Origin of the sequence: Paenibacillus glycanilyticus NBRC 16618 (assembly GCF_004000805.1) — a bacterium.
Classification (GTDB): Bacteria; Bacillota; Bacilli; order Paenibacillales; family Paenibacillaceae; genus Pristimantibacillus; species Pristimantibacillus glycanilyticus.
In genome coordinates this window covers 42,645-68,685 of sequence record NZ_BILY01000024.1, presented here as the reverse complement: position 1 = coordinate 68,685, position 26,041 = coordinate 42,645, and the positions used below count along the sequence as shown (strand labels likewise).

At 53.9% G+C, this 26,041-nt stretch carries 26 protein-coding genes; 15 read left to right on the top strand and 11 right to left on the bottom strand.

Annotated elements, in window-relative coordinates; all coding sequences use genetic code 11:
* Nucleotides 1-3 precede the first annotated feature (3 nt).
* Complete coding sequence (locus tag PGL01S_RS19055; protein ID WP_127496172.1) at nt 4-882, top strand: ABC transporter ATP-binding protein; 879 nt, start codon at nt 4-6, stop codon at nt 880-882.
* On the opposite strand, the gene PGL01S_RS19050 is transcribed toward PGL01S_RS19055, so the two are convergent.
* Nucleotides 879-3,140: an ATP-binding protein gene (locus PGL01S_RS19050; protein WP_127496171.1), complete on the bottom strand. Its 2,262-nt coding sequence runs from the start codon at nt 3,138-3,140 to the stop codon at nt 879-881. The two genes, PGL01S_RS19055 and PGL01S_RS19050, sit on opposite strands and share 4 nt — an antisense overlap.
* A 179-nt stretch (nt 3,141-3,319) precedes the next feature.
* A complete protein-coding gene (locus PGL01S_RS19045) occupies nt 3,320-3,823 on the bottom strand; it encodes a hypothetical protein (protein WP_015847483.1) in 504 nt (167 codons plus the stop codon).
* 207 nt (nt 3,824-4,030) lie between these two features.
* Between PGL01S_RS19045 and PGL01S_RS30905 the strand changes: the two genes are divergently transcribed.
* From PGL01S_RS30905 to PGL01S_RS19020, 5 genes are all read left to right on the top strand, one after another.
* Nucleotides 4,031-4,234: a hypothetical protein gene (locus tag PGL01S_RS30905; RefSeq protein ID WP_164775516.1), complete on the top strand. Its 204-nt coding sequence runs from the start codon at nt 4,031-4,033 to the stop codon at nt 4,232-4,234.
* Nucleotides 4,235-4,387: 153 nt separating this feature from the next.
* Nucleotides 4,388-5,134 (top strand): type I methionyl aminopeptidase, encoded by a 747-nt coding sequence (map, locus tag PGL01S_RS19035; RefSeq protein WP_127496170.1) that lies wholly within the window; start codon nt 4,388-4,390, stop codon nt 5,132-5,134.
* Between the two features lie 258 nt (nt 5,135-5,392).
* Nucleotides 5,393-7,630: a bifunctional 2',3'-cyclic-nucleotide 2'-phosphodiesterase/3'-nucleotidase gene (locus PGL01S_RS19030; protein WP_127496204.1), complete on the top strand. Its 2,238-nt coding sequence runs from the start codon at nt 5,393-5,395 to the stop codon at nt 7,628-7,630.
* A gap of 75 nt (nt 7,631-7,705) precedes the next feature.
* Nucleotides 7,706-8,866 (top strand): glycoside hydrolase family 172 protein, encoded by a 1,161-nt coding sequence (locus PGL01S_RS19025; protein ID WP_127496169.1) that lies wholly within the window; start codon nt 7,706-7,708, stop codon nt 8,864-8,866.
* A gap of 134 nt (nt 8,867-9,000) precedes the next feature.
* Complete coding sequence (locus tag PGL01S_RS19020) at nt 9,001-10,971, top strand: GTP-binding protein (RefSeq protein WP_127496168.1); 1,971 nt, start codon at nt 9,001-9,003, stop codon at nt 10,969-10,971.
* A gap of 45 nt (nt 10,972-11,016) precedes the next feature.
* On the opposite strand, the gene PGL01S_RS19015 is transcribed toward PGL01S_RS19020, so the two are convergent.
* Nucleotides 11,017-12,066, bottom strand: coding sequence for a YeiH family protein (locus PGL01S_RS19015; RefSeq protein ID WP_127496167.1), 1,050 nt, complete (start codon nt 12,064-12,066; stop codon nt 11,017-11,019).
* Nucleotides 12,067-12,193: 127 nt separating this feature from the next.
* Between PGL01S_RS19015 and PGL01S_RS19010 the strand changes: the two genes are divergently transcribed.
* A complete protein-coding gene (locus tag PGL01S_RS19010) occupies nt 12,194-13,090 on the top strand; it encodes a LysR family transcriptional regulator (protein ID WP_127496166.1) in 897 nt (298 codons plus the stop codon).
* 71 nt (nt 13,091-13,161) lie between these two features.
* On the opposite strand, the gene PGL01S_RS19005 is transcribed toward PGL01S_RS19010, so the two are convergent.
* The 5 genes from PGL01S_RS19005 to PGL01S_RS18985 all read right to left on the bottom strand — a co-directional run bounded on the left by PGL01S_RS19005 (nt 13,162) and on the right by PGL01S_RS18985 (nt 16,362).
* Complete coding sequence (locus PGL01S_RS19005; RefSeq protein ID WP_127496165.1) at nt 13,162-13,410, bottom strand: tautomerase family protein; 249 nt, start codon at nt 13,408-13,410, stop codon at nt 13,162-13,164.
* 49 nt (nt 13,411-13,459) lie between these two features.
* Nucleotides 13,460-14,092 carry a DsbA family oxidoreductase gene (locus PGL01S_RS19000; RefSeq protein WP_127496164.1) on the bottom strand — a complete coding sequence of 211 codons (633 nt, stop codon included), beginning with the start codon at nt 14,090-14,092 and terminating at the stop codon, nt 13,460-13,462.
* Nucleotides 14,089-14,631, bottom strand: a complete 543-nt coding sequence (locus PGL01S_RS18995) for an NAD(P)H-dependent oxidoreductase (protein ID WP_127496163.1) — start codon at nt 14,629-14,631, stop codon at nt 14,089-14,091. The genes PGL01S_RS19000 and PGL01S_RS18995 overlap by 4 nt, the downstream gene beginning before the upstream one ends.
* Nucleotides 14,632-14,721: 90 nt before the next feature.
* Nucleotides 14,722-15,291, bottom strand: coding sequence for a TetR/AcrR family transcriptional regulator (locus PGL01S_RS18990; RefSeq protein WP_127496162.1), 570 nt, complete (start codon nt 15,289-15,291; stop codon nt 14,722-14,724).
* Between the two features lie 96 nt (nt 15,292-15,387).
* A complete protein-coding gene (locus PGL01S_RS18985) occupies nt 15,388-16,362 on the bottom strand; it encodes an aldo/keto reductase (protein ID WP_127496161.1) in 975 nt (324 codons plus the stop codon).
* Nucleotides 16,363-16,573: 211 nt separating this feature from the next.
* Between PGL01S_RS18985 and PGL01S_RS18980 the strand changes: the two genes are divergently transcribed.
* Entirely contained in the window at nt 16,574-16,987 is a 414-nt protein-coding gene (locus PGL01S_RS18980; protein WP_164775515.1) for a glycosyltransferase, read from the top strand.
* Nucleotides 16,988-16,990: 3 nt separating this feature from the next.
* Here PGL01S_RS18980 and dapA read toward each other — a convergent pair whose 3' ends face one another.
* Nucleotides 16,991-17,857, bottom strand: coding sequence for a 4-hydroxy-tetrahydrodipicolinate synthase (gene dapA / locus PGL01S_RS18975; protein ID WP_127496159.1), 867 nt, complete (start codon nt 17,855-17,857; stop codon nt 16,991-16,993).
* Between the two features lie 131 nt (nt 17,858-17,988).
* On the opposite strand from dapA, the gene PGL01S_RS18970 reads away from it, so the two are divergent.
* Nucleotides 17,989-18,873, top strand: coding sequence for a LysR family transcriptional regulator (locus PGL01S_RS18970; protein WP_127496158.1), 885 nt, complete (start codon nt 17,989-17,991; stop codon nt 18,871-18,873).
* Between the two features lie 158 nt (nt 18,874-19,031).
* Here PGL01S_RS18970 and PGL01S_RS18965 read toward each other — a convergent pair whose 3' ends face one another.
* The gene (locus PGL01S_RS18965) at nt 19,032-21,125 is read right to left on the bottom strand and encodes a multicopper oxidase family protein (RefSeq protein WP_127496157.1); all 2,094 of its coding nucleotides are present in this window, start codon (nt 21,123-21,125) and stop codon (nt 19,032-19,034) included.
* Nucleotides 21,126-21,386: 261 nt separating this feature from the next.
* Here PGL01S_RS18965 and PGL01S_RS18960 point away from each other — a divergent pair, with 261 nt between their 5' ends.
* Nucleotides 21,387-21,716, top strand: coding sequence for a hypothetical protein (locus PGL01S_RS18960; protein ID WP_127496156.1), 330 nt, complete (start codon nt 21,387-21,389; stop codon nt 21,714-21,716).
* Nucleotides 21,682-22,500, top strand: a complete 819-nt coding sequence (gene yidC, locus PGL01S_RS18955; protein ID WP_127496155.1) for a membrane protein insertase YidC — start codon at nt 21,682-21,684, stop codon at nt 22,498-22,500. The genes PGL01S_RS18960 and yidC overlap by 35 nt, the downstream gene beginning before the upstream one ends.
* A gap of 142 nt (nt 22,501-22,642) precedes the next feature.
* Here the strand turns inward: yidC and PGL01S_RS30900 are convergent, their stop codons facing one another.
* On the bottom strand, nt 22,643-22,819 hold the full coding sequence (locus PGL01S_RS30900; RefSeq protein ID WP_164775514.1) for a hypothetical protein: 177 nt from the start codon (nt 22,817-22,819) through the stop codon (nt 22,643-22,645).
* Between the two features lie 191 nt (nt 22,820-23,010).
* On the opposite strand from PGL01S_RS30900, the gene PGL01S_RS18950 reads away from it, so the two are divergent.
* The 4 genes from PGL01S_RS18950 (at nt 23,011) to PGL01S_RS18935 (ending at nt 25,867) form a co-directional block, all read left to right on the top strand.
* On the top strand, nt 23,011-23,709 hold the full coding sequence (locus tag PGL01S_RS18950) for a pirin family protein (RefSeq protein ID WP_127496154.1): 699 nt from the start codon (nt 23,011-23,013) through the stop codon (nt 23,707-23,709).
* 58 nt (nt 23,710-23,767) lie between these two features.
* Nucleotides 23,768-24,103 (top strand): hypothetical protein, encoded by a 336-nt coding sequence (locus PGL01S_RS18945; protein WP_127496153.1) that lies wholly within the window; start codon nt 23,768-23,770, stop codon nt 24,101-24,103.
* 201 nt (nt 24,104-24,304) lie between these two features.
* Nucleotides 24,305-24,535 (top strand): cold-shock protein, encoded by a 231-nt coding sequence (locus tag PGL01S_RS18940; protein ID WP_127496152.1) that lies wholly within the window; start codon nt 24,305-24,307, stop codon nt 24,533-24,535.
* A gap of 114 nt (nt 24,536-24,649) precedes the next feature.
* Nucleotides 24,650-25,867 (top strand): multidrug effflux MFS transporter, encoded by a 1,218-nt coding sequence (locus tag PGL01S_RS18935; RefSeq protein WP_127496151.1) that lies wholly within the window; start codon nt 24,650-24,652, stop codon nt 25,865-25,867.
* Nucleotides 25,868-26,041 lie beyond the last annotated feature (174 nt).

Genomic DNA, 26,041 nt, shown 5'->3' with positions numbered 1-26,041 from the left:
CCGTTGATCCATTGCGAAGGTTTGGTCAAAATTTACAAGGCAAACGAACTGGAAGTGTTCGCGCTGCAAGGCCTTGACCTCCATGTGGAGGCCGGGGAGCTGATGGCGATTATCGGCAACAGCGGCAGCGGCAAATCCACGCTTCTGAATATGCTGGGCGGGCTTGACCGCCCGACGGCAGGCAGTCTGACGGTGGACGGCAAGGATCTGATGAAGTTCAAGGAACGGGACTTCGTGAAATACAAGCGGGAAAGCGTAGGCTTCGTCTGGCAAAATAACGCCAGGAACCTGATTCCTTACCTGACCGCGCAGCAAAATGTCGAGCTGCCGATTCTGCTGAACGGCCGCCGCAAGCAGCAGAGGGCGCGCGAGCTTCTCGAAGCGGTGGGGTTATCCCACCGCGCCCATCATAAGCTGCAGCAGCTGTCCGGCGGGGAGCAGCAGCGGGTGGCGATCGCCATCGCGCTGGCCAATCATCCGCGGCTGCTGCTGGCCGACGAGCCTACCGGCTCGGTCGATACGAGGATGGCGGCGCAAATTCTGGAGTTGTTCCGTACGCTTAACCGGGAGCTTGGGCTTACGGTCGTTATCGTAACCCACGATCCCGAGCTGGCCCGCAAGGTGGACCGCGTGGTAGCGATCCGGGACGGCAAAATCTCTTCGGAGATGCTGCGCCGCAAATCGTATATGGAGGAGCTTGCCGAGCTGGCGGAGGATGAGGCGGAGAGGGAATCTCATGTCGAGTATGCCGTGCTGGACAAAGCAGGCCGCCTCCAAGTGCCGCATGGCTATTTGGAGGCGGCCGGATTCAAGGATCACCGCAAGGCGCGGGTCCAGCTGGAGAACGGCAGAATTATGCTGTCTCCGCCAGAAGAGGGTTAACGAAAGGGAATGCGGATTTCGACGCAGGTCCCTTCGCCGGGCTTGCTGTCGTACCGGATCGTTCCTTTATGATGCTGGATAATTTGCTGACTGATCATAAGGCCGAGGCCGTTGCCCTCGGTCTTTCGCGTGAAGAAAGGCTCGCCGAGCCGCGCAAGGTCCTCCTCGGGGATGCCCACTCCTTGATCCTTGATCCGGATCAGAATGTTCTCTTCCGATTCCCGCGCAAGCTCCAGCGTCAGCTCGCCGCCGTCCGGCATAGCTTCCATGCCGTTTTTCATCACATTCACAAGCACCTGCTTAAGCTGGTTGGATTCGCATCGAAGAGGCGGAACCCCGGGCTCCAGACAAGTGATCATCTGAACGTTATGAATATTGGCCTCGGAGTCCAACAGAACGATAATATCATTCATGATCGCATACAAATCCGCTTCCTGGTAACGATCGGCCTGCGGCTTCGCGAATACGAGAAACTCGCTTACGATGAGGTTAATCCGATCTAGCTCCGAAAGCATGATGTTCAAGTAAGATTTGTCCAGTCTGCTGTCCTTCTGCATCAGCTGAACGAAGCCGCGTAGGGTGGTAAGGGGGTTGCGGACTTCATGGGCGACGCCCGCCGCAAGCTGCCCGACAACCGACAGCTTCTCCGACCGGCGCATGATTTCCTCCGTCCGTTTGCGCTCGGCAATATCCCTCGCAATGGATGCGTAAGCGACAAAATATCCGCGTTCGTCCCGAATGCCGGACAACGTAATGCTCACTTCAACCGGCTGCCCGTCTTTGCGGTACAGAACGGTCTCATAGTCTGTTACCTGCCCGCCGTTCAGAATGGTTTTTCCTTTCTCGCTAAGCTCGGCCAAAATCTCGGGTTTAAACATGGGCAGCTTCTGTCCGGCAGCCTCCGCCAGCGTCCAGCCGAACATCGTCTCAAAGGCCTTGTTCGCATCTATCGTTCTGCCCTCAAGATCCACGACATGAATGGCGTCGGAGGTATTGTTGATGAAGGACTCCAGATACTGCTTCGTATGGAGAAGCTCCTTGGCAGCAGCGGTAAGCTGCGTCTGGTAACTGTGCAGATTGGAGCTCATGGCGTTAACCTGCGAAGCTAACGCGCCAAACTCGTTATTGCTGTCGATAACGATCTGTTCGCCGAAGTTGCCCCGCGAGATATCGTGGACCCGCTGCATAATCATCTCCAATGTCCGGATCATGAATCCGGCAATAAAGGAGCTGCAGGCGACGGCAGCGCCCATCAGGCAAAGCGAGATCAGAATTTGAATAAACAGCTGATGATACAAAGGCTGCTTGATGGCTGCATAATTGATGTTCACGACAATGACGGATTTGCTTGTGCCCGACATCGGGATAAAGCTCTTCAACACTTTATGGCCATGAATTTTTGCTTTTGTCGTGACAATCGCCCCGGTCTGATCGGCTTTCATCAGATTGGTGTAATCATGGAGATCGACGTAATTGTACCGGCCGAATATCATGCTCTTGTTATCCAGCTTGTAGGGAGGTACATTATCCTTCATTAAAATAACTTGGGGATCTTTATAAAAGGCCGGACTGAACCCGGAAATTTCAAGAATGGAAGGGTTATCCGCAATGATCTGCTGTGCAATGGCATCGCTGCTCTTCAAGTTCTCCAGATTAAAGAATGCACCGGCATGGACAATCGGATTGATCAGGTAGTTGGTTTTGTCATTATAATAAAAGCCCAATTTATTGACGTCATTCAAATCGGAAGGAATGATCGTAATCGGCGGAGACCAGAAATGATTCAGCTTCTGTCCTTGGGGAATGATGACCTGACGCATTTCGAACAGCTGGCTGAATGCGGTATACCAATAACCCAGCGCTTTGGAGCTTGCACCAATCGCCTTGGGATTGGAGGACTTCTGAGCGGTGATGTCGTCTCCGTCCTTCGCCCAGAGCGTAATATAGTCCACGCCCAGCTCCCGGCTCAGCATGACGAGCTGCCCGTTCGTAATCTTGTTGATATCGGGACCTAGCTTGCCTTGCGCGGAGATGGAAGCGAGCCGAAGCTTCTCGCCGACGGAATCCTCGATCAGCTGCTTGGATCTTTGCGCGGCGTCAAGGGTTTCGCCAATCTGCTTGGCAATGCCCACCATTTGCTGCTCGGCGTCCCTTTGCAGCTGGGAAGAGGTGGAGAAGTAGTAAATCGATAAGTTTAGGCTTAGGATGACAATGACGGTAAGCGATATGAACCAGGCCAGCTTGGTCTTGATAGACAAACGGTATTCCTCCTGAAGGTGCACAGCAATAGGATTATTTTACATATGGAATCTAGTATATCGCAGTTGGGAGAGCAGGAACATAGCGGATTGTGTCGAAACTATCGATTAATTGTTAAATAGAAAAAGAGCATCCTCCAACCCGAGGCTGCTCTTTCTGTTTTGAAGCGTAAAACGCACTAATGCTCTTTGCGGCGCATAACCAGGGCGGCTGCCCCTACAATGATCAGCGCGATAGCGAGGAACGGACGTACAACCTCTACTTGATTGAGGAATGTTCCAAGCGAGAACACGGCGAAGAACAACAATCCCAGCACGAGCAGGATGTTGATCGGAATCAGCAGCCACTTGTTGCGGTTGCCGAACCAGTAGAACTCGAAGAGGCCGGCTGCAACCGCGACGATAAAGCCGGGCCACATATACTCCCAGTTATTGAAGAGCATGGCGATCTGCGACGTCACGCCGGACACCAGCAGGATACCGCCCGGGATCAGGACGCCGATCCCTTTTCTCCCCGTCATGGAAAAATAAAGCCAGTGGAAGAACAAACCAAGCGGGATTACGAACAAGCTTGGCCAGAAGTAGCCGAACAGGTTACCCGGTCCGAAATGCATTCCCTTATTCAACAGTAAGTATGCTCCGAGAAGAATAAATACAGGGCCAAGAATGGTCCTTTTATTCATTGCGCTCATCTCCTTTAGGTACAGCATATCATGCGGGTTTTTGGAAGTCCTCATTCTTTAGGCTACAACCGGAACCCGACTAAAGTCCAGTCCTGTAAAAAATTCGTCGTATTAGTCATAATCTCACAGATTACGACATTTTACACCTCTTGTAGGATTCTATGAAAGCGCTATTATTAAGGTATAAAGAAACAGGAGGTGATTACGATGAGCCATGAAGAAGAAGTCGTTCAAGCAGCAGCTGAGGAAGCTGTTGAAGAATCCGCTGAAGAGGTTGTTGCGGCTGCCGAAGAAGAGGTAGTTGAAGCAGCTGAAGAAGAAGCGGCGGTAGCCGAAGAAGAGGCTGCTGATTCCGAGGAAGAAGAGACTGATGCTGAAGAAGCATCCGATGACGAAGCAGAAGAACAATGATTACGGTCATTTTATAAAATATAGCGGTTTTTCAATAACCCCCTCCGGACCCGGAGGGGGTTATTTTCGCTTGCGCAAGGGATATAGTATTTGCATGTAAGCTTGTCGCTTTGGTATGCTCATTATTGAACACCATATAAGGGAGAAGCACACATGATTATTATTAAGACGGAAGCGGAAATCAACCGCATGCATGAAGCCGGCAAGATTTTGGCCGAAATCCATAGACAAATCGCGAAGTTAATCGCACCGGGCATTACGACCCACGAGATTGATCAATTCGCCGAGAAGCTGATGAAGCAATATGGCGCGACACCGGAACAGAAGGGCTACAAAGGCTATCAGTACGCAACCTGCGCATCGGTCAACGATGTCATCTGTCACGGCTTTCCGAAGAAGGAGAAGCTGAAGGACGGCGACATCGTAACGATCGATATGGTCGTTAACCTGAACGGGTGGCTGGCAGACTCCGCCTGGTCCTATCCGGTAGGCAATGTCTCCGAAGAAGCGGACCGCTTGCTGCGCGTGACTAAAGAATCCCTTTATAAAGGGATCGAAAAAGCCGTTGCCGGCAACCGGATCGGGGACGTGTCCCATGCGATCCAGGCTTATGCCGAGGCCGAAGGCTTCTCGGTTGTCCGCGATTTCATCGGACATGGCATCGGGCAAGAGATGCACGAGGATCCGCAGGTGCCGCATTACGGGCCGCCTAACAAAGGTCCGCGGATTAAGGAAGGGATGGTCTTCACCATTGAGCCGATGCTGAATGTGGGAACCTACCAAATGAAGATCGACGCGGACGGCTGGACGGCGCGCACAAGAGACGGCAAGCTGTCCGCCCAGTATGAGCATACGATTGCGATTACGGCGAACGGTCCGGTTATTCTGACCGAGCAATAACGATTAGCCGCGAATAAGGGGATACGGGTTGAATGGCTGAGGCCATCATCCCGTATCCCCTTTTTTTACATCCGTTCAAGCCCCTTCTGAACGAAAGAAAACCTTACATAATTAGTAATAAAATTACAAAATAATTGCGTGACAATTCAGATTACTTCCCCTAAAATGAGGAAAATGATGCCGCAGTCATCCAGTTATTACATCTCTGTGTAAGGTGAGCATCGACAAATAGGGATAGATAGGGAGGATTTTGCTTTGGTGAAGTCAAGTAAATCAACATGGAAGCGGACACTCTCGGCCGTTGTGGCAGCAGGCTTAACGGTGTTGCCGTTGCCCGCGGCCGCGTCTGCGGCAGACAGCGGGACTACGGTTGAGCTGCGGATTATGGAGACGACGGACCTGCACGTAAATATCGTGAACTACGATTATTTCGCGGACAAGCCTACCGACGAGTACGGCTTTGCCAAGACGGCGACCTTGATCAAGCAAGCGCGGGAGGAAGCGGCGAACAGTCTCCTGTTCGATAACGGGGATTTGATTCAAGGCAACCCGCTTGGCGACTATGTGGCGACGGTGGACCCTCTGAAGCAGGGGGAGACGCATCCCGTGTACAAAGCGCTTAATCTGCTTGATTACGATGCGGGAAATATCGGCAACCATGAATTCAACTACGGGCTTGATTTCCTGAAAAATTCGATTGGCGGAGCCGACTTTCCTTACGTAAACGCGAACGTGTATATCGATGACGGCGATAAAGACGAGACGAATGACAAGAACTATTTTACCCCTTATCTTATCCTCGACAAGGAAGTGAAGGACCAGACCGGCGCCGTTCATAAGCTGAAGGTTGGCGTTATCGGTTTTGTGCCGCCGCAGATTCTGCAGTGGGATAAAGCCAAGCTGGAAGGCAAGGTTATAACGAAGGATATCGTGAAGACCGCCGAGAAATTCGTGCCGGAGATGAAAGCCAAGGGAGCCGATATTATTATCGCGATTCCGCATTCCGGCTTTGAGGATATTCCGCAGACGGATCAGATGGAAAACTCGGTGCTCTACTTAAGCAAAGTGAAGGATATTAACGCGATCCTGTTCGGCCATGCGCACAAGGTATTTCCGGACAAGTCGTTTGAAGGGAAGACTGGCGTTGATCTGACGAAAGGGACGATTAACGGAGTGCCGGCCGTTGAACCGGGCTTCTGGGGCAACAATCTTGGCATTATTGATCTGAAGCTGCAGCTGGCGGACGGCAAATGGACCGTTGCGGATTCGAAAACAGCGGTGAAGCCGATCTTCGATACGGTGAACAAGAAGCCGCTGGTTGACGCGGATCAGGAAGTTCTGGATGCGGTAGCCGAGGACCATCAGCATACGCTGGATTACGTTCGCGGACCGGTAGGGACAACGACGGCTCCGATAAACAGCTTTTTTGCGCTGGTGCAGGATGACCCGTCGATTCAAATCGTGACCAATGCGCAGAAATGGTACGTGGAGAAGCAGCTACAGGGGACCGATTACGAAGGGATTCCGGTCTTGTCGGCAGGGGCGCCGTTTAAGGCGGGCGGTCGGCAAGGTCCCGCTTATTACACCAACATTCCCGCGGGCAGCATCGCGATTAAGAACGTAGCCGACCTGTACTTGTATTCCAACACGGTGAATGCGGTGCTTGTAACCGGAGCAGAGCTGAAGGAATGGCTGGAATGGTCGGCTGGCCAGTTCAATACGATTGACCCGGCTTCGAGGGAGAAGCAGGAGTTAATCAACTATGATTTCCCTACTTACAACTTTGACGTTATCGACGGGGTGACTTACCAGATTGACGTCTCGAAGCCCGCGAAATATAAAGCTGACGGAACGGTATTAAACGCGAAGTCCAGCCGGATTGTGAATCTGAAATACGAGGGAAAACCTATCGATCCGGCGAAGAAATTCGTCGTTGCGTCTAACAACTACCGCGCTTCGTCCAGCAAGTTCGCGAATCCGGACGGCAAGCGGATTATACTGGCTTCGCCGGACGAGAACCGCCAGGTCATCATTGACTATATTCGCTCGTTCAAGACCATTAACCCGACAGCGGACGGCAACTGGTCGCTTGCGCCGATCAATGACAAGGTGAATGTTGCCTTTAAGACTTCGCCGGATGCGAAAGCTGCGGCAGCAGAAGTCAAATCGCTTTCTTACGTTGGCTCAACGGAAGACGGTTACTCGGAGTTTAAGTTAAGCTTTGCGGCTCCGGCAACAACCGTTCCCAAGCCGCCTGCGAAGCCCGATCCGAAGCCGCCAGTGAAACCGGAACCGCCTGCGAAGCCGGAGCCAAAGCCCGATCCGAAGCCGGAGGCTCCTGCCGATATCGTCTACACGGTGAAGAAGGGCGATACGTTATGGGAGATTGCCCGTAAATACGGCACAACCTGGCAGCAGCTTGCGAAATACAATAAGCTGAAAAATCCGAACCGGATTTACGTAGGCCAAAAGCTTCTTATACCGACAGGCAAATAAGAGGTGAAATCAAGATGACTCCCGAATATGTTCGGGAGTCATCTTTCATTTATCTGCTTAAAAGGAGCGGTTAGGATGCACGAATTGTATTTGCGCAGGGAAGGGACTTCCCATCGCGATTCCAGTTGGGACAGAACCGGAGGCAATCGGGATTTTCTGGAGATAAAAGCCGGAACGACGGCGGTGATCTCCGATATCGAAGGCTCCGGCATTATCAAGCATATTTGGATGACGATTGGCGCCCGGGACAAATACGCCTTCCGCAAAGTGCTGATCCGCATGTATTGGGACGGAGAAGCCGAGCCTAGCGTGGATTCCCCCGTTGGCGATTTCTTTGGGGTTGGGCATGGCGTGGCCAGCCACTATGTGTCCATGCCGCTTAACATGATTACAACCCAAGGCGTGGTGGAGAATAAAGCGGCCATGAACTGCTTCTTCGAAATGCCCTTCCGCCAAAGCGCGAGGATCGAGATCGTCAACGAATGCGAGAACGATATGGTGCTTTACTTCTACGTGGACTACGTGAAGCAGCCGGTGTCCGAGGATAGCTTCTATTTCCATGCCTCATGGAGAAGGGAGAATCCGACCAAGGGTACGGCGGATCTTGACCAGCTTAAGGCGGAGCAGGATCGGCAGCATAAGCCGAATTACGCGCAAGACGATAAGGTGAGCGAGATGAAGAATCTGACGGGCGACGAGAACTACGTCCTGCTGGATGCCGAAGGCGAAGGCCATTACGTAGGCTGCAACCTGAGCATTGATCACATCAACCCCGTTCCGGGCTTCAGCTGGCCGGGCGAAGGGGATGACATGTTCTTCATTGACGGCGAGCCTTGGCCGCCGCGCCTGCATGGCACGGGAACGGAGGATTATTTCTGCGCCGCTTGGGGTTATCCGTCCGGTCAATATTACGCGCCTTATCACGGATTGTCGCTATACGCCCCGATTCGGGAGAACGGCGATGCGTGGAAGGAGAGCCATACGATTTCGTTTAACGATTATTCCGGCAAAATGACGCAATACCGCTATCATATAACCGATCCGATTATTTTCAGAAAATCCATACGATTCAGCATCGAACACGGGCATGCCAACTGTCAGGCCAATGACTATTCGTCCGTTGCGTATTGGTATCAGCGCGAGCCGCATAAGGCTTTCCCGGAGATGCTGCCCGTAGAGCTTCGGCTGCCGCTTGCCGAGAAGGAAAGCGCGAGACGGTTCTACCGCACCTTTTAATTTTTATAAAGAAACAGCTCATCCGGGGATGAGCTGTTTTTTTGGTATTGTCCATCCGTTCAGGTTGCGTTAGTCTGTAGGAAGAAGCAGGTACAGCATGCCGCAGGCTGCGGCAGAAATGGAGAACCAGGGCAATGACGGGCAGAAGCAGCGCCGGACGGCGCAACGTAGGCATCTTCGCGCATGTGGATGCGGGGAAAACAACAACGACCGAGCATATGCTGTTCGTCAGCGGACGGACGCGTGCGCTTGGCAGTGTAGACGCGGGGACGGCATTAACGGATTGGCTGGATGTGGAGAAGGAGCGGGGCATCTCGGTACGGGCGGCAACGACCTCCTTCGTATGGCGGGATACAACGATTAATCTTGTGGATACGCCGGGGCATGTCGATTTCCTGTCGGAGGTGGAGCGTTCGCTTCGGGTGATGGACGGCGCCGTGCTGATCGTATCCGCGGTGGAAGGCGTGCAGGCGCAGACGGAGATGATCTGGAGCGCGCTGCGCAAGCTGGGAATTCCAACGATTATATATATCAATAAAATGGACCGGATCGGCGCTGACCGCGAAGCGGTATTGCGGGATATCCGCAGCTATCTGACTCCGGATTTGATAGAGGTACAGCATCCGATCGGAAATGAGCAGCAGTTCGCGGGCTCTGCGGATTTGTGGGGAACGGATGCCGATGAGGAAGCAAGAACCGCATTGGTGGAAGCGATTGCGGAACGGAATGAGGAGCTGCTTCAGCAATATATAAGCGGCGAAGCCGAGGATTGGAAAAGCCATGCTTCCGGAATGACGAAGCGGGCGGAGCTGTTCCCGGTATTGTACGGCGCATCCGGAAGAGGAATCGGCGTAAATGAGCTGATGGATGCCGTCATCGATTATTTGCCTGAGCCAGGCGGGAATCGGGAGGCGCCGCTGTCCGGTATTGTGTTCAAGATCGAGCGCGATAAGACGATGGGGCGCATGGCTTTTGTCCGGCTGTATGAAGGGACGATGCGCAACCGGGACGTGATCCGGAATCATACGCAGAATATCGAGGAAAAGGTCACGCAAATCCGGAAGGTGGAGGGCAGCCGCTCGGAGGATCTTGGCGCGCTGGAAGCAGGCGATATCGCGGCCGTATGCGGCATGTCGCATGTGAGGATCGGCGATATTATCGGCGATCCGGGTGCCGTGCCGGAGGAAGTGCGGCTTGCGGTGCCGCTGCTTACGGTACAGGCGCATTGGGCCGATCAGCAGCAGTATCCCGCCGTTGTGGCGGCGCTTCAAGAGCTGTCGGACGAGGATCCGCTGCTGGACGTGCAGTGGCTGCAGGATGAGCGGGAGCTGCACGTGAAGGTGATGGGCCCGATTCAGCTCGAGATTCTGACAAGCGTGCTCGAGAACCGGTATGGCCTGCAGGTGAGCTTCGGCCAGCCGTCGGTCATCTACAAGGAGACGCCAAGCCAGCCGGGCGAAGGCTATATCGCGTATCTGATGCCGAAGCCTTGCTGGGCAATCCTCCGGTTCCGCATTGAACCGGGCGAGCGCGGAAGCGGGCTTCGTTACGAAGCGTTTGTCCGCTCGGAGGATCTGCTTCCGCAATACCAGAACGAGGTGGCAAGACGCGTGCCGGAGGCGCTGCAGCAGGGGCTGAAGGGCTGGGAGGTCGTCGACCTGAAGGTTACGCTGATCGAAGGCCAGCATCATGTGTGGCATACGCATCCGCTTGATTTTGTCGTGGCGACGCCAATGGCCATTATGAACGGACTGGATTCGGTTGGCACAAAGCTGCTTGAGCCGGTGCTCCAATTCCGAATCGTTGTACCGGAGGAGAACGGAGGCCGCGTCATGAATGATATTGTCCTTATGCGGGGGACGTTCGAGGCGCCAACGCTGCAAGGCGACCGGCTTCTTATCGAAGGGCGCGTGCCGGCGGCAACGTCGCTCGAATACTCGATGGAGCTGAACTCGCTCACGAAGGGGCGCGGCACGATGGCGACCTTCTTCGCGGGGTATGAAGAGTGCCCGCCGGATGTAGCGGCGGAACGGACACGGCGCGGCGTGAATCCGCTGGATCAGTCCAAATATATATTAAGCGTCCGCAAGGCGCTGCAAGGATAAGAAAAGCTGGCCGCTACCCGTGCAAGGGGGCGGCCAGCTTCTTTATTAATACACATAGTGGACAAGCAGGTAAGTCGCAGCCGAGAGCAGCACGGTAGCGGCTGCCATCGCGGCAAGCGGGCGCAGCGCTTTGTCTTTAAGGGCTCGCAGATCCACGTTCAGGCCAAGGCCAACCATAGCCATCGCAAGCAGGAACGACGGGGCATTCAGCAGCTGATCGGTTACATGGGCCGGCAGCTCTAGAGGTGTGCCGGGCGACAGGCTCCCGAAGAGGCTCATAGCCGCGAAGCCAAGCAGGAACCACGGGAAGGCAATGGTTGCTCCAGAGGCGTTATTGCCCTTGTTCCTGCGTTTCATGATCAGCATCAGAATAAAGCTGACCGGTACGAGCAGCAGCACCCGGCTTAGCTTCGCAAGCAGACCGGCGTTAATGGCGTCCTGGCCGGCTGCGGCCGCAGCCAGAGGCACATGGGCGATCTCATGGAGCGTAAGGCCGCTCCATATTCCGTATTGCCCGGCAGTAAGCGGAAGCAGCGGCTGTAGAACGGTATAGCCGATAGCGGCGGCGGTGCCGATTAAGGCGATCAGACCTGCGCTGACCGCGGTGTCTTCGTCGCGGGCTTTCACAATGGGGGATACGGCAGCGATTGCCGCCGCTCCGCATATGCCGGTGCCGATGCCAAGGAGCAGGGACAGCGGAGCATCGGCCTTCAGCAGACGGGCGATGCCAAGGGTTAACCCTACGGCAAGGATGATCGTAACGGCGCCTTGCAGCAGGAGGGCCGGACCTTGGTGGAGCAGCAGACTGATATTCAGCCGCAGTCCGCATAATACAATTGCAAGCCGAAGGAGATGCTTTGAAGCGAATTGAATGCCTGCCCTTAGTCTCTCCGGGTATCCTAGAAATTGCCGGACGATAATGGTGCCCGTCAGCGCCAGGGCCATCTGACCGAGACGATCAAGTCCCGGCAGGCGGGCCAGCTCATAGGCGGCTGTTGCAACCGCGGCCGTCAGCAGCAGGCCGCACAGCCAGTTCAGCGGCTGAAGGAAACGTTTATTTTTAGGAGTAAAGGTAGAATGGGTTAACGTACTCATCTGTCGTCACCTCGACGTTTGTTATTGGTTGATGAGTTTAGTTTAACCAGATCTTTACGATAAGAAAAATAAATAGTTATAATCATTATAATAAGAAATTACTTATGATAGGGGGTTGGTTAAAAACGTGGATCAGTCGTTACTCGTGTTTATGACGGTTGCGGAGACGCGTCATTTTACGCGTGCCGCAGAGGCGCTTCATATGACCCAGCCGGCAGTCAGCCAGCATATTCAAGCTCTAGAGAGCAACATCGGAACCAAGCTGCTCGACCGCAGCAACAAGCATGTCCGGTTAAGCAAAGCAGGGGAGATTGTGTATAAGCATGGCAAAGAAATAGAGGCATTGTATACCCGCATGCAGCGGCTGGTGGACGATCTGATGCACAACGCCAGCGGCATGCTGTCCATTGGCGCCAGCTATACGTTTGGGGAATACGTGCTGCCGCATGCCATTGCTTATTTGCAGGTGCACTATCCGCTTATTAAGCCGACCATTACAATCGGCAACACGAAGGAGATCAGCTCTCTAGTTGCCGGAGGGCAGCTGGATATCGGCATTGTGGAAGGCGAGCTGGAGCATGGGAAGCTGTACGCGGAGTCTTTAGCCAAGGATCGGCTGTACGTGGTGACGGCTTCGTCCCATCCTTTTGCCGCGGCTGACGATATTGATGCCGTAAGGCTGCAGCAGGAGACCTGGATCGTCAGGGAAGAGGGCTCGGGGACGCGGGAGGTGACCGAGCGGATGTTTCTCGAGCAGGGTTTGAGTCCGGAGAACCGCATGGTATTTGGCAGCACGCAGATTATCAAGGAGTCCGTCGAGGCGGGCCTTGGCATCTCGTTATTGTCCCATTGGGCGGTGCGCAAAGAGATCGCGCTTGGCACCGTCAGCAGGCTGACCGTTGGCGGCAGGCCGGTGGAACGCGATTTCTCGCTTCTCACCGGAATGCATCAACAGCATACGAAGGCGGCCGAGGTGTTTATCCAAATTTTGCGGGAGCGAAAGGGCTGGCCGGAGCAGGCTTAATAGAAAAGCTGTCCACCTCGTCATGGGATTGCGGGGTGAACAGCCTGCGGTTTGAAGCTCATTCTTAATTCTTATTCTTTGGAGGCAGCCTTCTCGGCAGCTACCTTGCGGCGATACTCCAGAGCGGGCAGACCGCCCCAGCCCCAATTATCGGTATCGACTTCCTCAATAACGACAAAGGTGGACTCGAGCGGCTTATTCAGTACGTTCAGCAGCAATTCGCTGACGCCTTTAATAAGGGCGGCTTTTTCTTCCGCGGTAATCGAATCTCGTTCGGGCGACGTGCCTTCGCGCGTGACTTGAATGTTTACGATAGGCATAATCATCTTCTCCGTTCCTTTTCAATTTTTAAGGCTATTGTTTGATCTATTAATCCTGCATGAAGGCATGGACCAAATCAGAAGGGGATTGCAGACCGGATAGGGCATATTTCTCGTTTATCACGTAAAAAGGAACGCCCCGGATACCAAGCTGCTGCGCGTCGCGCTGTCCTTCCTCTACCTTATCAAGTCCTTCCCCTTTGACAAGTCGGGTTTTCAGATCCTCGCGATCATACGCGACTCCGCTTGCCTGCGCTATTTCCGCAAGCGTGTCCACATTGCCAATGTCCAATCCTTGTTCGAAATAAGCCGTATACAGGTTCAAAATCAAATTCGACTGCAGGTGCTCCGGCGTTATCGCGATCAACTGATGCGACAATTCCGTATTTGGCGTAAGTTTTACGAGATCCATATTGTAATTCAGGCCGAAACGAGCGCCGGTCTGGTTATACTGCTTCATTCTCGCTTCGAATTGCGCTTCTCCGCCTAATCGGCCGATCATCACCTTCCGGTAGTCCTCGCCTTCCTTGCGAATGCCCGGATTTAACTGGTACGCATGGTATCGTACCGTAGCGTTTACGCCTTCCGGAAGCTCCTTGAGCGCGGTTCTGAGGCTAGCATCCCCCATTCGGCACCAAGGACATACCGTATCCATAAAAACGTCGATCGTTACGCTTTTCATTTGGCCACCGCCAGCGGTTTAACCGTTCTAAGGTGTTCGACGTAGGCTTTGCTGCTCTGGGCCAGACGCTCCGGCGTTACATCGGATGTGTCGTTGACCGTGAAATGCGGCAGGTAGACGGCACTGATGAAACGCGCGCTCGCTTGAAGCGGCGCTAAGATCTGCTCCAGCGTAAAGCCGTTGGAACCGGTTGGCTGATACGAATCCGCCGTGCCGTAAGTCGAGATCGCGGCCCCGATTTCTTTGCCTTTCGTTGCGGTAGCTTCAGGACCGTAAGCCCAATTGTACTGCAGCACGGAATCGAACCATCTTTTTAGAAGCGGCGGCGTGCTGTACCAGTAGAGCGGGTATTGGAAAATGATGCGGTCATGCGCTTCCACAAGCTGCTGCTCGCGCTGAACGTCGATGTTCTCGGTTGGATATTCCTTGTAAAGATCGTGAATCGTGATATCGCCTTGCTTCTTCAGCTCCTCGACCCATGCTTTGTTCCAGTTGGATGCTTCCAGGTTAGGATGCGCTACGATTACGAGTGTTTTCATTGATTTTCTCTCCATTCGTTTGTTGGTATAAATGCTTTTGTCTATCTACTGAAAGGTAGGTAGTGTAGTGAAAAAGATCCGCTTTGCCCGTTAAGCTAAAGCGGATAGAACTCCATCGGCAATAATCGCAAACCGGTTTGCATCCCGGTAGCTTCTTGCAAGCAGCTGCGCCCCTTGAAGGGAAGCCAAAATCAGATGCGCCCGCGTGCTGGCCGAGCCTTCGAAACGCAGATGACCTTCACGGCGGCCTTCTTCCAGAACGCGCTCCACCCACGCTAAGTTGGCGGTAAAGAAATCCGCCAGCTTTGCTCCAACCTTCTCCGAAAGGGTAGCCAGATCCGAAGAAAGCATAACGCTCAGGCAGGTGCAATAACTATCGACCGGGATACTGAAGATATTGATGTATTTGCGTAACTTGTCCAGATTGTTCTGCGTATCGGCGTCAATTTGAGCGACGGTAGCCAGGAATCCCTTATGATACCGGGTAATCAACGCTTCCCCTAGATCCTCCTTATTCGGAAAATGGTAATGGATGCTTGCTGTGCGGATACCAACCTTCTCAGCAATGTGAGCGTAGCTGAAGCCGTTAAAGCCGACTTCCTGCACAAGCGCCTGGGCGGTATCAAGGATCAAATCAGCCGTGTTTTTGTTACTGTTCATGTACGCATTCTACCTTTCAGTAGGTATAAAAGTCAATATCCTGTTTCATCCAAAAACTGAAGACTTCTTGATGCCTGCCCGTGCGAATCCGTTTGCCTAAGGCAAACGGTATAGCGCAAACGGTTCGCCATGACGGAATGAACGGCTTAATGTATCCAGCTCGTCCAGCGCCGCCGCATCAAGCGGAAGCTCCACGCTGCCCAGATTATGCTCCAGCTGCTCCGTGCTTGTAGCGCCAACGATAACGGTGGAGACGGCAGGCTGCTTCATCAGCCAAGCCAGGGACAAGACGCTGGCAGAGCAGCCAAGCTTGCCTGCCAGCTCGCTGACCTGGCTTCCAAGCGCAAGATTGCTCTCGCCGAAGAAACGCGTGAAGCCCGGGTTGGTCGCAGCACGGGAACCTTCAGGAGCTTCCTCGCCCGCGCGGTATTTGCCCGTCAAGATTCCGCCTGCCAGCGGGAAGTAAGGAATAATGCCTACGCCTTGATCGAGGCACAGGGGCACAAGCTCGCGCTCCGGCGTCCGGTCGGCCAGCGAATAGCTAGTCTGAGTGGAAACGAACCGGTTCAGGCCAAGGCGGTCGCTAAGTCCAAGAGCCTTCATCAGCTCCCAGGCGGCATAGTTGGAGGCGCCGATATACCGGACTTTCCCGGATCGGATCATATCCTCGAGCGCCCGCAGCGTTTCCTCGAGAGGTGTCTCCGGGTCAAAGGTGTGAATTTGATACAGGTCAACGTAGTCGGTCTTGAGCCGTTTCAAGCTGTCTTCCAGCTCCAGCATCAGATGGTAGCGGGAGGAGCCTTGTGCATTGGGACCTTCTCCTCTGACGAGCCCGGCTTTGGTTGCCAATACAACCTCATGGCGTCTGCCCGCAAGCGCTGCGCCGATGATGGCTTCCGAAGCCGTTGCCGAGTAAATATTAGCCGTATCGATAAAATTGATTCCGCGGTCGATGGCCGCGTGAAGAATGCGCGCCGAAGCGGCTTCGTCTGCCCGCGAACCAAAGGAGTTCGTACCGAGGCCTAACGCGGATACCTTCAGTCCGCTTCCTCCCAGCCGGTTGTATAACATTGTTAAGGTCATCCCCTTTTCTTGGATCAAATGAATGTTGCAGTTAGTATAGCAAAATGTGGGCATTACAAGCTATATGCGAATCAGGCTTGTCGTGCTATATTTGACATAAAAGTAAAGCGTTTACTTATACTTAAATTAAGGGGAATTTAAGCTGTATCGATTATAGTAGCAGTATAGAGCAACATTTTGTCCGAAGGGGATGGGGAAAATGACGCGTCTGCCAGTTACCTACTCGATTATCGTGCCGGTCTGCAATGACGAGGAATCGCTGTTTGGCGCTTATAAGCGCCTGAAGCAAATCATGAAGCCTGCCGCCGCCAGCTACGAATTTATTTTTGTCGATAACTACAGCACAGACCGGTCGGCTGATATGCTGCGCGTCTTTTGCGCGGCGGATATCCGCGTGAGAGCGATCTATTTGTCGGCCCGCTGCGGCCATGCCGCCGCGATCGCGGCAGGCATTGACCATGCGGTGGGCTCGGGAATCGCCGTTATGGAAGTAAAGCCGGTTGACCGCAAAGCAGACATGGCCGAGCTGGCAAGCCCGCATCCGGCTTACACGATCCGGTCGATGGAAGGCTTTACTCATTCCCCGCTGTGGGAAGCTATTCCTGCCGGCTAGAGGCTACAGCCAGGCATTCAGCTGCTGCCGCAGCTCCTCCGACACTGGAGTAAGCGGCAAGCGGATATGCTCAGAGGCTATGCTGCCCTGCCGGGCAAGAAGATATTTTAACGGAGCGGGATTTGGCTCCCGGAACAGCAGACGGATCAAGGGAAGCAGAGCGCCGAAGGACTGCCTGCTTGCTTCAAGCTGGCCCAGCATGAACTGCTCATACACCTCTACGAAAGCCGTTGTCCGAACGCTAGCGGATGCCAGCATGCCGCCGGCTGCGCCGCAGCAGAGCATAGCATGGAAGTAAAGATCTTCCCCGCATAAGACCGATTTGTGATCCCCGCTGCTTGCTAGCTCGATCATCAGTTCGATTCCGCCGGAGCTGTCTTTGATCCCGATGACGCCGTCCAGGTCCAGAATGGCGCGTACCGTATCCGGAGCAAGGCGTATTCCCGTGCGCGAAGGAATCTCATAAGCCACGATCGGCAGGCCCGTGCTTGCTGCTTGTCTGTAGTGCTCAATGATGCCCTCCTGGGAAGGACGGCTGTAATAGGGCACAACAACAAGGGCGGCATCCGCGCCAAGCTCTCCTGCAATTGCGGTTTTCCTCACGGTGGAAGCCGTATCGTTCGTTCCCGTCCCAACAATGACCGTACGGTTCATAGGCCCGCAGACCAAGCGTGCGGCTGCCGTAAGAGCCGCCATTTCCTCCAGCGTGACCGTCGGGGATTCCCCCGTTGTTCCGTTTACCACGATCCCGTTCACGCCATCCTCAACTAGCTGCTTCACATAGGATTCGAATGAGCGGATATCCACTTCACCGCCAGCCCCCATAGGTGTTACCACCGGTACGTAAATTCCTTTCATTTCCGTTAGCATTTCCAGCGCCTCCCGATTGGATTTATGAATTCTGTCTTTACTGTAGCATGACTGAAGTATTACAGTTATCTATAATAATTCATGACTGACATCAATAATTTTAATAATTAGATAAAAGCCGAGGTGGGAGCATGGAGCTGGTTTATTTGCAGACCTTTTGCGAGGTAGCGAGAAGGCGGAGTATTACGCGTGCCGCGGAAGAGCTTGGTTATGCGCAGTCCAGCGTAACCATTCAGATTCAGAAGCTGGAGAAGGAATACGGAGCGCCGCTGCTGGAACGGTTCGGCAGACAAATGCGCCTGACGCCGCCCGGCGAGAAGCTGTATGCATTGGCCGTTCAAATGCTGGAGCTGTACGAGCAATCCAAGGAAACGGTCGCGGGTTATGCGGGAGGTACGCTTGTGATCGGCGCTATCGATTCGCTGGCGGCTTATTTCCTGCCTCCATACCTGCAGAAGCTGCGACAGCTGTTTCCCGAGCTGACCATCCAGCTTCAGCCGGACCGCGAATCGCACATTATCAGCAAGGTGAAGGACGGTGAATACGATATCGGTCTGCTGCTTGATGCCAAGCCGGCCGCTGCGTCGCTGGAATGCCGGCCGCTGCGCGAAGAACCGCTGGTACTAGCTGCGCCGGCAGGTCATCCGCTTGCCAATCGCTCCAGGATTGAGCTGCAAGATTTAAGCGGCATGGAGCTTATCATGTCGGAGGAAAGCTGCGTGTACCGGGGGATGTTCGAGAAGGTGCTGCGGGAGGGCGGGATCGCCTTTAACGCCTTGTTCGAGCTCGGCAATCCGGAGGCGGTGAAGCAATGCGTCGTGAACGGGCTGGGCCTCGCGCTGCTGCCTCGCATGGTTGTTGCGGAAGATATGAAGCAGGGCCGATTAGCGGCTCTCCCGTTCATCCATCCGGAAATCCGTTTTGACCTGCAGTATTTGATTCATCCCCGCAAATGGATGTCGCAGCCGCTTCAAGCGTTTATCGCTCTGCTCCGCGAAGGGGAAGATCATAAATAATAAATAAAGGACGCGAGGCTGTTCCTGCACAGGAGCAGCCTCGCGTCTTTCTTACCACAATAGAATTTATGAGTTAAATTCTATTTGGCGATAAAACCTACCTATAAACACGGTCGCTCATCTTGGAGAGGCCTCGATAGAGGTTTTCTCATTCGTTATTATTCGGGATGATTATGCGTAGCCGTACCTACCGTATACGGAGATGTAATGCCTTCGTACATCAAATGCATCGTCATGCCTGCCGCCGCATGGGCGAGGTTGTGGCAGTGGTCCATCCACAGTCCCGGATTATCGGCTGAAAAAGCGACTTCGTAGACTTCTCCGGGAGCTACATCAAGCGTATCGGTCCACCAGGGGCTGCCGTCTGCGGCTTCGCCGTTCCGCGACAGGACCAGCATATGATGCCCGTGAAGATGCATCGGATGCTCAACGGCGCCGCGGTTTATAATCGTTGTTTTCACAAGCTCGCCTTCGCGGACCATAAACATCGGCGTATCCGGGAACACTTTGCCGTTAATCGTATAGTTGAGCGCAAGCTTGCCGTCAAAGAACCCAAGCTGGTTATCCAGCACCATCGTAAATTCCCGGTCGAAATGGCTGTTTGCGTCAAAAGGCGTTGCAGCGGGCGTCCCGTAATGGGTCGGGTCAAAAATCTGCAGGTTAGCCTCATGCTTAGGCAAATCGCCTTGGCCGTCCGGACTCATCACGATGCCCAGCTTGCCGCCCGGCCCCACGTTTAAGGTTACCGGCGTGTCCGGCATGGTGAAGGTCACGTCGTATCGGCCCCCCGTAATCAGATCAAGTCTAACATTTTTCAGATCCTGCGGTTCATGAAGCTCCGTCCCGTCAATGGCCGCCACTTTGAAGGAGGCACCTAGCAGCGTATAAGACTGTCGGACCCAGTCATCCGTATTGATGAGGCGTAGACGTACCGGAGTTCCCGGCGCGATCTTTGTATGCTGGATGCCTTCGTTATCCCCGATGGCAACGCCCCGGTTATCCCAGATATGGGTCATCACCGTGATGTCTTTTGTATTTGGAGGCATTCCTTCCTCCGGCTCGACCACCAGCGGGCCAAACAGCCCTTTTTCCACGGCTTCCTGCGAATCCTGATGGGAATGGTACCAGAAGGTGCCGACCTGATTGGCTACGAACCGGTACGTATAGGTATCGCCGGGCATGACGGCATTTTGCGTTGCTCCGGCCACGCCGTCCTCCGCATTAGGAACGTCAAGGCCATGCCAGTGCAGCGTTACGCCTTCCTCGATATCTTTGTTAATCAGCTTAACCTCGACCAGCTGCCCTTTCTTGAAGCGCAGTTCCGGTCCGGGCGTCTGACCGTTATAGGTCCAGGCTTCTACCGTTCGTCCGGAAGCCAGCGTAATGGTCTTCTTCTCGGCGGTTAGCGTAAACGAAACATCGGCTTTTCCTTCCGCGGGGCCTGTCAGACTATCGACGGAGATCTCCTTCACCGGTTCTGCCGATGCCGTAACGGCACCGCTGTGATGGTCATGGGCAAGTGCCGTACCCGTTCCGTTATCCATCGGACCATCCGTCATGGAGATCTTCTCGGGCAGCTTGCTGGCTTCTAACCCGCCGTAAAACGGGATGCTTCCTATTGCCAGGACAACCGCGAATACGGCCATCCGTCGCAGGAACCGCATCAGGGGACGGTTAACCGGCTTTGTTCCGGTCAAGCTTACTCTTGAGCTACGGTTAAGATGCGTCAGCCAGAGAACCATTCCGGCGATAAGAAGCAGTACCAGCGGGATGGTTCCGTTCATGACGTCGAACGGAATCGTGGTCGTGAACGTCCAATACAGGCCGGTCAGGGAGCCAAGCGCTACGAATTGGTAAGGCGCAACAAGCGCGGGCTGCGAAGCCCGGCTCAGCAGTCTGACGTCAAGCGGCGCTTCCGTCCTGCGCATCGTCGCTTGCCGGATGCGGCGAAGGCGGGGGAACGCGCCAAGCCATATCATCAGCATCGGAACAATCAGGACGGGCGGGATGAGCAGGCGGTCCCGCCAGAAGACGGAATCCGTAACCGCCATAAGCCAGATGATGCCTGCAAGAACGCCCGCTGAGGAAATGGACAAGAAGACGGCCCAGGGTATTAATTTACGCGCTTTTCGGTTTAAATTCGCCTCTGAACCGCTGAATAGCAGGGCGGACGCCTTGTTGCCGGCAATCCAGGCGAGCAGCAGGGTAAGAAGCAGGAAGCCCCTTGCCACGCTAATAGCTGCAAAATACATACAATCGATTCCTCCGTCCCGGACTTTGCCGCGGAAAATAGTGCATCGGATTCCAAGAAGCCAAGGAAGCTATCCTGTCCGCGATGTGATAATATAGTCATAGTTCATTGTAGCGCCGGCGGACATTCGCCTTAACCGTCCCGAGATGGGATTTGCACTGGACTTTGGACCGGGAGAAGAAACGTATGCCGGCTGCAGCCGTATTAGAGGAAAGCAAGCAGCAATGCTTACAATGCTAATTACGATAAGGAGGTGAATGCATTGTTAGAGCTGCAGGATTTAATCCCGTATTTTTTCTCGATCAGTATTTTATGTTCGATGGCTTATCTGGCGTATTTCGCCCATCAGAGCGTTGACGCGGAGTTTAATACCTTGCAGAAGCGGGTTGTATGGGAGCCGATTGTTCCGATTGTCGTGGTCATCAGCAGGCTGGAGAGGATCCAGCATTGGCTGGCCCGAAGGATTAAGCGTAAAGAAGCACCGGATGGTGAATCTGCGGATTGTCGCGCTTCGTTTGTGGAGATTACCGAGCACGCACACAAACGAGGAGGCTATTATGAGCAAAAACAATGCATTCACCGCTTTTACTAAAAAATACAGAATTCTCGCAGCGATCGCGATCCTTGTGATCGTCAGCGGCTGCGGCGCCAAAGGAACGATTGATTCCGATACGCCGGGCTTTTTTAACCACTATGTCGTGTTTCCGTTCTCGTATCTGATTCAGCACATTGCTTCCTTCTTTGGCGACAGCTACGGCATGGCCGTTATCGTCATGACGCTGCTCGTGCGGATCGTCCTTCTGCCTCTGATGCTGCGGCAGTATAAAGGCCAGCAAGGCATGAAGCAGAAGATGAGCGTTATTCAGCCGGAGCTGAACAAGCTGAAAGAGAAGTACAAAGAGAAGACGCCTGAGAACCAGGCCAAGCTTCAAAAAGAAACGATGGAGCTCTACAGCAAGCACCAGTTTAATCCGATGGCGATAGGCTGTCTGCCTATGCTGATTCAGATGCCGATCCTGACCGGCCTCTATTACGCGATTAAGATGACGCCGGAGCTAGCCCAGCATTCGTTCCTGTGGTTCCAGCTCGGCACGCCGGATCACATTCTGCCGTTCCTGGCTGCAGCGATTTATTACGTGCAGTTCCGCGTGTCGCAGATTGGCGTGGACTCTGCCCAGCAGAAGCAAATGGCGATGCTAGGCTTGCTCTCGCCGGTGATGATGGGGATCTTCTCCTTCAGCGCTCCGGCTGCGGTTCCGCTGTATTGGGTTGTCGGGGGAACGTTTATGATCATTCAGACGCTTGTATCGAAGAAGCTATATCCGACGCTGCCTGCAGCGGGGGTTAACGATTCGCCGGCGGTTTCGGCAAAATAATATCCCGTGCGGGTTAAAAGAAGAAGGACGCATTGCCTGTTTGCACAGGTCGATGCGTCCTTTTATTTTCCCGTATTTGGCGATATTTCGCCGTAAGGGGCTGTATACCTCACTCCGTAAATGCTATACTTGTTATAGCTCCTTACCGCGAGCCGTCAGCCGGTCCGCTGGGAGGCGGCGCTGCTGCGCCCTTTTTCGGATACCTATCGATCAGTTTACTTGTTGCATCCGGCAAGACGATTTGCGGCATCTCCTCTGTAAATAAGCCGAATTTCGGATCGATATCTCTCTCCGTAACGAGATCATCCTTATTGTCCATCGCCCGTTCACACTCCCTATTTTTCAGCTCCTGTCGTTAGATTGCCCTATATTTTCACTTACCATTACGATTACATAAGGTGTTTGTACGAGCCTGTCCGGTATATTTTTTTGGTATACCTGTCTGCCCGAGGTTACAATAAAAGGAGGATATGGCTCGGAATATTGATTGAAAAAGGAGGCGTTTTTTCGATGATGAAACATTTTCCGGCAAGTGCCCGCCATTCTGTCGATTTGGGATGGCTCCGCAGCGCGATGAGCTTCTCGTTTGGGGAGTACTTCGATCCCGATAACTCGAGCTTTGGCGTCATGCGGGTATTAAACGATGATACGATCGCACCGGGGCGCGGCTTTGGCGCTCATCCGCACAGCGAAATGGAGATCGTGACGATTCCGCTGACGGGAAGACTGAAGCATGAAGATAACCTTGGCAATATCGAAGTAACATCGGCTGGCGAAGTTCAGCGCATGTCGGCGGGAACGGGAATTATTCACGCGGAATACAACGATTCAGATACAGAGGAAGGCACCTTCCTGCAATTGTGGTTTATGCCGAAAGAACGGGGGCTCGCTCCCTCCTACGAAATGGCCAGCTACGATGAAGCGAAGCTGCAGAATGCGCTGCTGCCGGTTGTGACGCCGGATGGCGCGGGAGATACGGCAAGCATCAATCAGGATATGACGATCTATTTGGGCCGGCTGCAGCCGGGCAGAAGGATCTTTTTTAATCAGAAAACCGGACGCCGCGCCTTTGTTATGGTGCTGGAAGGAAATCTGAACGTGAATGGCATTGCGATGGGACCCAAAGATTCGATCCGCGCGGAATTCGAGCCCGATTTCGTGCTGTCCGCCGAAGAATCCGCCTTTGTAATGCTGATTGATCTGCCGTAAGGCATGCTTGCGAAATGCGGCTGAAAGAGAGCTATATGCTTTTTAGGAGGGTTCAACCATGAAAGAACAGTTACTTATCAAACACGCCGTAGGCGGCAGGACTTTTGTGGATTCATCCAAGCAATCGGTGGCTTACGAGGTGACGCATGAAGCGGGGCAGTGGCAATTCAACGTGCATACGCCAAAGCATGCCGGAATAGAAGAGATTCTGAAGTGGAAGCAGGAGCTGAACGTGTTTATTTTCCGGACATACGACGACGGTCGCCCGACGCTGAAGATCTGGTATTCGGTTGCGGCGGATACGGTCAATTACGATGCAGCCGGGGAGAAGCTGACGTTTATTGCGGTATCCTGCATTGAATATATTCCGAATGAATTCGGCTATAAGCTATAAATGAAGTACCAGGGATAAACGACGTTTAATCTTACATAGTTCAAGCTCTTTCGCTTCCTGACGGAGGCGGGAGAGCTTTTTTTGCGCCTGCTCTTCCGCTTAGAAATTGTATGTATGAAATTGGCGGTTATAGGCACTCTAAAGTGACGGGGTTTATGGAGTCCGTACCAGATTAATGTGCAGAAGGAGGCATACATACCTATGTATAACAGAAAAAAAATTCAGGAAGATATTCCGGAGGTCATCACGAAAATTTGGTCATGCGCAAGCGAGGACTGCAATGGCTGGATGCGGGCCAACTTCTCTTTTGACCAAACGCCGACCTGCGTGTTGTGCCAATCCCCAATGATCAGCGGGGAGAGGATGCTTCCTCTGATCGTGAATCTGAATGATTCTGTGAAGCTGAGCGCTGTCGTCAATACGGCCGAATAGCTGGATCGCTCGGGAGGATGCCTATAGGGGCATCCTCTTTTTTTGTTTCCTTGACAGGGCCCGGAATCGTCATTAGAATGGTTGCGATAAAACGGTTCTGGAGTGGTTGTATAAATGGGAAAAGATAAGGATTCGGCGCAGGCGCAGGCACCGAGAGCGGTGTTAGGGATGGCGTTGCTGCTTGGCTCGTTGTCTGCGTTTGCTCCTCTATCGATCGATATGTATTTACCGGCTTTGCCGGAGCTTGCGGATGATTTCGGCGCGGGGACGTCGATGTCCCAGCTTAGCTTAACGGCCTGCCTGCTGGGCATATCGCTGGGACAGCTGTTTATTGGCCCGATCAGCGATGTCAGAGGCCGGCGCAAGCCTTTATTAATTGGACTCATTGTTTATATTGCGGCTTCGATTCTATGCGTGGCGGCGCCGTCCATTGAGACCTTTGTCCTGCTGCGTTTCGTGCAGGGCTTTGGCGGCGCGGCGGGAATCGTTATTTCGCGTGCGGTTGTCCGGGATTTGTTCGAGGGAGCGGGAATGACAAGGTTCTTCTCGATGCTGATGCTGGTGAACGGCGTAGCCCCAATCGCGGCTCCGATTGCCGGAGGACAAATTCTGAAATGGACGGAATGGCGCGGCGTGTTTATTGTTCTGACCGTGATTGGCGCGGTGATGTTTGCGGCGGTATGGTTCGGGATGAAGGAATCTCTACAGGAGAGGAACCGCTCGCAGGGCGGAGTCCGCAATATGATGGCGAAATTCCGCGGATTGCTGACGGACCGCGTCTTTATGGGCTACGCGCTGACGCAGGGCTTTGTGGTAGCGGCGATGTTCGCCTACATCTCGGGGTCGCCGTTTGTGATCCAGAACCTGTTTGGCGTCTCGCCGCAGGGTTACAGCCTATGCTTTGCCATTAACGGGCTTGGTATTATCGCGGCCAGCCAGATCGCCGGGCGGCTTGCCGGCAAGGTGAGCGCACCAAAGCTGCTTGTTGCCGGGCTTAGCCTCGCCTTTGCGGGCGGGCTGGCGCTGCTGATGTCGATTATAGCCGGCTGGGGGCTGTTCGCCGTGCTGGTGCCTTTATTCTTCGTCGTCGCCAGCGTCGGGATTGTGCAGACGGCAAGCTTCTCGCTTGCGATGCAGAACCAGCAGCAGGCGGCAGGCAGCGCATCGGCGCTGCTTGGCTTGCTGTCCTTTGTTTTTGGCGCCTTCATGGCGCCGCTTGTGGGGCTTGGCGGCAGCGAAGCCGCTCTGCCGATGGGGATGGTTATCGCTGCGGCGGAGACCGCGGCCGTGCTCAGCTATGTGCTGCTCGTACGGCGGGCGCGCTCGCGCTAGGACTGCGCGGGTTGAGGCGTGGCGCCATTGTTGGGCGGCGATAGGACCCCTGTTGAGGTCTTATCGGCCTTTTTTTGCCCTGGTGCTGGCGTTTACTCCCTCGCAGGGCCTTATCTTCTCGCATGTGGCAGTTTATGCCGCTACGGGGGTGCTAATCGTTGCGTTAAGGCCCTT

Excerpts from the sequence above, each read along its gene's own strand:
- map (WP_127496170.1), top strand. The coding sequence starts at position 4,388 with ATGATTATTATTAAGACGGAAGCGGAAATCAACCGCATGCATGAAGCC.
- PGL01S_RS18995 (WP_127496163.1), bottom strand. The coding sequence starts at position 14,631 with ATGAAAACACTCGTAATCGTAGCGCATCCTAACCTGGAAGCATCCAAC.
- PGL01S_RS18945 (WP_127496153.1), top strand. The coding sequence starts at position 23,768 with ATGAAAGAACAGTTACTTATCAAACACGCCGTAGGCGGCAGGACTTTT.
- PGL01S_RS30905 (WP_164775516.1), top strand. The coding sequence starts at position 4,031 with ATGAGCCATGAAGAAGAAGTCGTTCAAGCAGCAGCTGAGGAAGCTGTT.
- PGL01S_RS18940 (WP_127496152.1), top strand. The coding sequence starts at position 24,305 with ATGTATAACAGAAAAAAAATTCAGGAAGATATTCCGGAGGTCATCACG.
- PGL01S_RS19000 (WP_127496164.1), bottom strand. The coding sequence starts at position 14,092 with ATGAAAAGCGTAACGATCGACGTTTTTATGGATACGGTATGTCCTTGG.
- PGL01S_RS18965 (WP_127496157.1), bottom strand. The coding sequence starts at position 21,125 with ATGTATTTTGCAGCTATTAGCGTGGCAAGGGGCTTCCTGCTTCTTACC.
- PGL01S_RS18980 (WP_164775515.1), top strand. The coding sequence starts at position 16,574 with ATGACGCGTCTGCCAGTTACCTACTCGATTATCGTGCCGGTCTGCAAT.
- dapA (WP_127496159.1), bottom strand. The coding sequence starts at position 17,857 with ATGCTAACGGAAATGAAAGGAATTTACGTACCGGTGGTAACACCTATG.
- PGL01S_RS19045 (WP_015847483.1), bottom strand. The coding sequence starts at position 3,823 with ATGAATAAAAGGACCATTCTTGGCCCTGTATTTATTCTTCTCGGAGCA.
- PGL01S_RS19020 (WP_127496168.1), top strand. The coding sequence starts at position 9,001 with ATGACGGGCAGAAGCAGCGCCGGACGGCGCAACGTAGGCATCTTCGCG.
- PGL01S_RS19025 (WP_127496169.1), top strand. The coding sequence starts at position 7,706 with ATGCACGAATTGTATTTGCGCAGGGAAGGGACTTCCCATCGCGATTCC.
- PGL01S_RS18935 (WP_127496151.1), top strand. The coding sequence starts at position 24,650 with ATGGGAAAAGATAAGGATTCGGCGCAGGCGCAGGCACCGAGAGCGGTG.
- PGL01S_RS18990 (WP_127496162.1), bottom strand. The coding sequence starts at position 15,291 with ATGAACAGTAACAAAAACACGGCTGATTTGATCCTTGATACCGCCCAG.
- PGL01S_RS19005 (WP_127496165.1), bottom strand. The coding sequence starts at position 13,410 with ATGCCTATCGTAAACATTCAAGTCACGCGCGAAGGCACGTCGCCCGAA.
- PGL01S_RS18985 (WP_127496161.1), bottom strand. The coding sequence starts at position 16,362 with ATGTTATACAACCGGCTGGGAGGAAGCGGACTGAAGGTATCCGCGTTA.
- PGL01S_RS18970 (WP_127496158.1), top strand. The coding sequence starts at position 17,989 with ATGGAGCTGGTTTATTTGCAGACCTTTTGCGAGGTAGCGAGAAGGCGG.
- PGL01S_RS30900 (WP_164775514.1), bottom strand. The coding sequence starts at position 22,819 with ATGGACAATAAGGATGATCTCGTTACGGAGAGAGATATCGATCCGAAA.
- PGL01S_RS18950 (WP_127496154.1), top strand. The coding sequence starts at position 23,011 with ATGATGAAACATTTTCCGGCAAGTGCCCGCCATTCTGTCGATTTGGGA.
- PGL01S_RS19015 (WP_127496167.1), bottom strand. The coding sequence starts at position 12,066 with ATGAGTACGTTAACCCATTCTACCTTTACTCCTAAAAATAAACGTTTC.
- yidC (WP_127496155.1), top strand. The coding sequence starts at position 21,682 with ATGAGCAAAAACAATGCATTCACCGCTTTTACTAAAAAATACAGAATT.